General features: G+C 64.0%; 4 protein-coding genes. 3 read left to right on the forward strand and 1 reads right to left on the reverse strand.

Annotated features, from left to right (window positions below; all coding sequences use genetic code 11):
* Positions 1-194 precede the first annotated feature (194 nt).
* The 3 genes from G9U53_RS32920 to G9U53_RS32930 are packed head-to-tail and all read left to right on the forward strand — an operon-like array spanning position 195 to position 3939.
* On the forward strand, positions 195-1370 hold the full coding sequence (locus G9U53_RS32920) for a tyrosine-type recombinase/integrase (RefSeq protein WP_021334719.1): 1176 nt from the start codon (positions 195-197) through the stop codon (positions 1368-1370).
* Positions 1363-3522: a site-specific integrase gene (locus G9U53_RS32925; RefSeq protein ID WP_080656790.1), complete on the forward strand. Its 2160-nt coding sequence runs from the start codon at positions 1363-1365 to the stop codon at positions 3520-3522. The genes G9U53_RS32920 and G9U53_RS32925 overlap by 8 nt, the downstream gene beginning before the upstream one ends.
* 18 nt (positions 3523-3540) lie before the next feature.
* Entirely contained in the window at positions 3541-3939 is a 399-nt protein-coding gene (locus G9U53_RS32930) for a DUF6262 family protein (protein ID WP_021334717.1), read from the forward strand.
* A 31-nt stretch (positions 3940-3970) separates the two neighbouring features.
* Here the strand turns inward: G9U53_RS32930 and G9U53_RS32935 are convergent, their stop codons facing one another.
* Positions 3971-4738 carry an HNH endonuclease family protein gene (locus G9U53_RS32935; protein ID WP_021334716.1) on the reverse strand — a complete coding sequence of 256 codons (768 nt, stop codon included), beginning with the start codon at positions 4736-4738 and terminating at the stop codon, positions 3971-3973.
* Between the last annotated feature and the right edge of the window lie 93 nt (positions 4739-4831).

Below are 4831 nucleotides of genomic sequence, written 5' to 3' on the forward strand. Positions count from 1 at the left end.
TGTAATCCGTAGCTAGTAGGTAGTGCCGTTGACATCATCCTGGGCTTCCTTCCACGGATTCGGGATATGTGGGCGACGGTGTTATCTGCAGGCAGCGAGGTACGCCGATGACACCGCCGACACGCACCGTTCGGGTGCATCGAATCAGGCAGGGTCGGGCGTAGCTTCGAGTTCAGGCGAACGGGAGCGGGCTGATGGCTACAGCGCAACGTGTCACTCTCAGCGACGGTGCAACGACCTGGACGGTGATCGACAGATCGTTCGGTCTCGTTGAGCCGGTCGAGGCATACCTCGAGTACGGGCGGCAAATCGACTTCCGGCCGAACACGACCCGCGCCTACGCACAGAGCCTGGCCCAGTGGTGGTCGTTCCTGGAAGTGACCGGCACATCGTGGGATGCGGTGAAGCTGCACGACTTCGGCGACTTCATCTCTGCCCTGCGCTACGGCGAGCTGGACTCGCCGGTCCGCGAACTCCGCCCCCGACCGACGCTCAGCGACAGCACGGTGAACCTCCGCATGCGCGCGGTGATGAGTTTCTACCGCTACCAGGCCGACAGCGGAACAGACGCTGCGCCGTTCCTGTGGAAGCAAGCCCAGGTCCGATCGGGCCGCTACCTCTCGTTCCTCGAGCACGTGGCCAGGCGAGCGCCGCAGAAGCGCGCAACTATCCGAATCCGCGCCGCCCGCAAGGCCATCCCGGTTCTGACGCCGACCACGATCGACGCCCTCCAAGATGCCGAGGCCAGCTACGACCCGGTGCTCGAGGAGTGGCGAGGTGACCTGCGATATCGGTTCCTGTGGGCAGTCCTGGCGGAATCGGGCATGCGGATCGGTGAAGCCCTCTCGTTGCAGCACCGCGACTGGATCACCGGGATCGGTGGCAAGAGCGCCCGGGTCGCGATCGTGAGCAGGGTGCACCCGCACGGCCTGTCCGCCAAGTCCGGGGAGCGCGAGGTCCACATCGGGTCGCGGCTCGATCGGCTCTACGCCGACTACGTGTGGTGGCTGTGCGATCGAGGCGCCGATGTGGCCCTCGATGATTGGGACAGCAGCTACATCTTCTGCAACGTGATGCGGAACCCGCTGTTCGCGCCGCTGCGCACCGAGTCGGTCTATGCGCACCTGCGCTCGATGAAGCACCGCGACAACGACTTCCCGAACCTGATGACACCGCACTGGTTTCGGCACACCCACGCCACTGCGCTGTTGCTGGCAGGGAGCCCCGTCCACACCGTCAGTCGCCGCCTCGGCCACGCGAGCGTGCAGACCACGATGAACATCTACGGCCACGTCACCGAGGACGCCGAGCTGGCCTCGGTAGCGAACTGGCGCGAATACGTCGCCGGATGGGAGTATCCGAATGCTTAGCCCAGCAACAGATCCCGCAATCACGTCCTGGTCGCGCAGCCCCAAGAGACTGCACCAGATCGATCCGGGCTTGGCACTAGCGGACATGTTCGACCTCACCATCGCCCGCAGGCTCTGGGACTCTCTGCCCGAAGAATGCCGCAGCGATCACTTCGACAAGAAGACGATGCCGGCGCACTACCGACCGGCGATCCGCGAAGTAAACGTCGGTGGGGGCTGGACCTCCTGCTACCTGAACTTCCGCGGTTTGCCGGAGCCGATGACCTGGGAAATCGCCTGGATCATTCATCGGCGTATCGAGCTGGGTCACTTCGTCCGCGTCATCGAGACGAATGCCGTCTTCACCCTGCTGCGCGCCGCGATGCATCACGACGACGAGTGCCGGTCGGCGCAATCGCTGCTGCACCGTTCGCCGGACGAGTGGGTGAGATCCGCACGGAAGGCTCAGATGCGCGGTGAGAAGATCGGCGAGTCTGCGTTCAAAGGCGGCACCTACCGCCTCGGGCACATGGCCGCCGTGCTCGGATACGCCTATCACCGCGGCCCGTGGTGGGAGCTGAACGTCTGGAACCCCAGCCTCGACCCGAGGGTGCCCCAACGCGACCACGAACCGCAAGGTCGCACGACCATGCACTTCACCAACCTGACCAGCATGTGGTTGCGCGAGGGAGCGAAGTACTGGCTCTCGGCGGGCCTGACCACGGAAAGGTACTCGTGGAGCACGATCAAATCGCGCCTGGACGCTCTGAAATGGCTGCAACGCTACATCGACACCACCGCCGATCAGGGCCCGTGCCTGACAACCGATCCACACCGCCTGCGGGGCTTCATCCGCGGCTTCTGCGACCTGCTCCTCGCACACCGCATCGAGTCCGGGGCGCGCGCGGGCAAGCCGCTGGCGACGAACCCACGCCGCCAGATCATGACCGCGATCGAACAGTTCTACCAGTTCATGTATGACCACCGGGACGAAGCCGCCACCGAACTCGGCATCAGCGCCTGGGCCACTCTGCGACCCGAGCACTGCGTGCTCTTCCGCCCCGAGGACAAGCCCCGCCTGGCCAACGTCAAGGCAGACGGCATGGTCCTCGAAGACGATGTCATGGCGCAGATCGCCGAAGGCAGCGGCCTGCTCGCACAGCCCGTGAACGAGGGCGGACTCGGCGACCTGCAAGCCTTCCACATCATGATGCTTCTGCTGCGCACCGGACGTCGCGCCAACGAGGTGCTGATGATGGACTTCGACCCACTCGAACCGATCCTGCGCACGCGCACAGACAGTGATCCTGACAGCGCGGGATTCGTCGCCCGGATGCGGTATCAACAGACCAAGATCGAATCGAACCTCGCACCCACGATCCCCGTGGACGAGGAGATCGTCACGATCATCCGAGCCCAACAAAAGCACGCCCGAGAAATGATGGCACACTTCGGAAACCCTGACGTCACGCCAAAATACCTGTTCCTTCGCACGACCCGAAACCGACTGGGCGACAAGCCTTACCCGCTTCCGACAATGCATCTGCGGTTCAGCAGACTCACCAGCCTGCTCAACATCAGAGACTCCGTCGGACGTCAGGTCGCGGTCTCCAAGACACACCGCTTCCGGCACACCGCCGCGACCAACCTCATCAACGCCGGAGTGCCGCTGCACGTCGTGATGCGCTACTTCGGACACATCTCTCCGGACATGACCTTGCACTACGCCGTGACCTCCGCTCAGACCATGGAGGAGGAATTCCTCCGATACAAGAAAGTCACCCGCGACGGCCGCACCGCCTCGATCGACAGCTCCGACCTCTACGACCTGATCCAGCTCGACAAGCGAGCCGACCGCATCCTCCCCAACGGCTGGTGCACGCTCCCACCGAAACAATTGTGCGATAAGGGAAACGCCTGCCTGTCCTGCTCGAAATTCGTCACCGACTCCACTCACGCCCCGCAGTTGCGGACCCAACTCACCGACACGGAAACCCTGATCGAACACCGGCAAGCAGTGTTCACCGCGAAGTACGGCGCCCCGATGGACGAGACGAACATCTGGCTGCACGGCCGCCAAATCGAGGTCGACTCGCTCAACCGGATCCTGCTCTCGATCAACGACGTCTCCGCCACCGACAAGGCCGTTCGCGGCCCCGGAACCACCATCTAGAGCAAGGAGAACCAGCCCGTGCCCGAACACCTCACCGCCGCAGCGCGAGCGCGCCACACCGAGACCAGAGCCCGCGCGGACGCGGCGCTGCTGGCACTCAGCAATGCAGGCGAGCCGGTCACCTTCGCGGCCGTCGCTCGCCGCGCCAAGGTCTCCACCGACTTCCTCTACAACCAGCCCGACCTGCGCACGAAGATCAACGACCTCCGCACCAGGCGGTCGCACCGCCGAACAACTCCGGAACAGATGACCGAACCCGGACAGCAGTCTGCACCGTCCGCAGTCAGAGCACTGTCCTCGCAGCTCAAGGAACTCAAACGGCGGCACGCCGAAGAGGTCGGCGAGCTGCGCACGGCGCTCGCGGTCGCCCACGGCGAGAACCTCGCGCTGCGGCGACGATTCACCGACTCCGGCTAGCGCCCTGCGGGTAAGCGATTTCGCCGCTCGTTCACGAAACACGACCCGCTGCCTCGGCATCGGCGGGAAGCGCCTGTCCGGGACACGTCGACAGGACGGTGGCGATCGCGTCTTTCTCCGCCTGGGTCACCCACAGTCGATACCGGAGTTTGACCGCGACCTGACGGGCCACATAAGCACAACGGAACGCCTTGTTCGGCGGCAGCCACGATGCGGCATCCGAATCACTCTTCGCCGAGTTCGGAGCCTGCGTGGTAGCGATGAGATTGAGCGGATCATTCGCCAGATCGATCCGCTCGGCGGCCGACAACTGCTGCGCGCCCTTCTGCCACGAATCACCAAGAGCGACGACATGCTCGATCGGGACGAGCGGCGAAGTCGTCTCCCCACGAACGAAATTCACCGTCGTCCCGGTATACGGATCGTGAAGAACTCCCGACTGCACCACACACGGCGGCGAGACCACACCCGAGCGGACCTTGCACGTGACGTCCACAAGGTCACGGGACAATATGTCCTCGCGAGTACTCAGCGAGTTCCCGCCCCACATAACGGTGTTCGTATCAGTCCACGCGACCCCGAACTCGCTGCGCGCATACCCCGTCTTCGGCGCACGCCCCTTCACCGCAAGCTGATCCAGCGCCGACAGTGCCTCATCGACCTGCACACCAGGCGCAGAAGTTCCCGACACCGGAGCGGCGAATACCGACCCACCATCAGCGGGAAGGACCGAGCAACCAGACACAGTGACAACGAACGCCGCAGCTACCGCCGCGACCCCGGTCACGCGCTGGCGCATCACAAGGCCACCACAGCAGTGAGCGGCATGTCATCGACATAGTGACCAGCAGAAAGAGGAAGACTCCTTGACAAAGCTGCTGATAACACGTGG

The organism is Rhodococcus sp. D-46 (assembly GCF_011290655.1).
Classification (GTDB): domain Bacteria; phylum Actinomycetota; class Actinomycetes; order Mycobacteriales; family Mycobacteriaceae; genus Rhodococcus_F; species Rhodococcus_F qingshengii.

Excerpts from the sequence above, each read along its gene's own strand:
- G9U53_RS32920 (WP_021334719.1), top strand. The coding sequence starts at position 195 with ATGGCTACAGCGCAACGTGTCACTCTCAGCGACGGTGCAACGACCTGG.
- G9U53_RS32935 (WP_021334716.1), bottom strand. The coding sequence starts at position 4,738 with ATGCGCCAGCGCGTGACCGGGGTCGCGGCGGTAGCTGCGGCGTTCGTT.
- G9U53_RS32925 (WP_080656790.1), top strand. The coding sequence starts at position 1,363 with ATGCTTAGCCCAGCAACAGATCCCGCAATCACGTCCTGGTCGCGCAGC.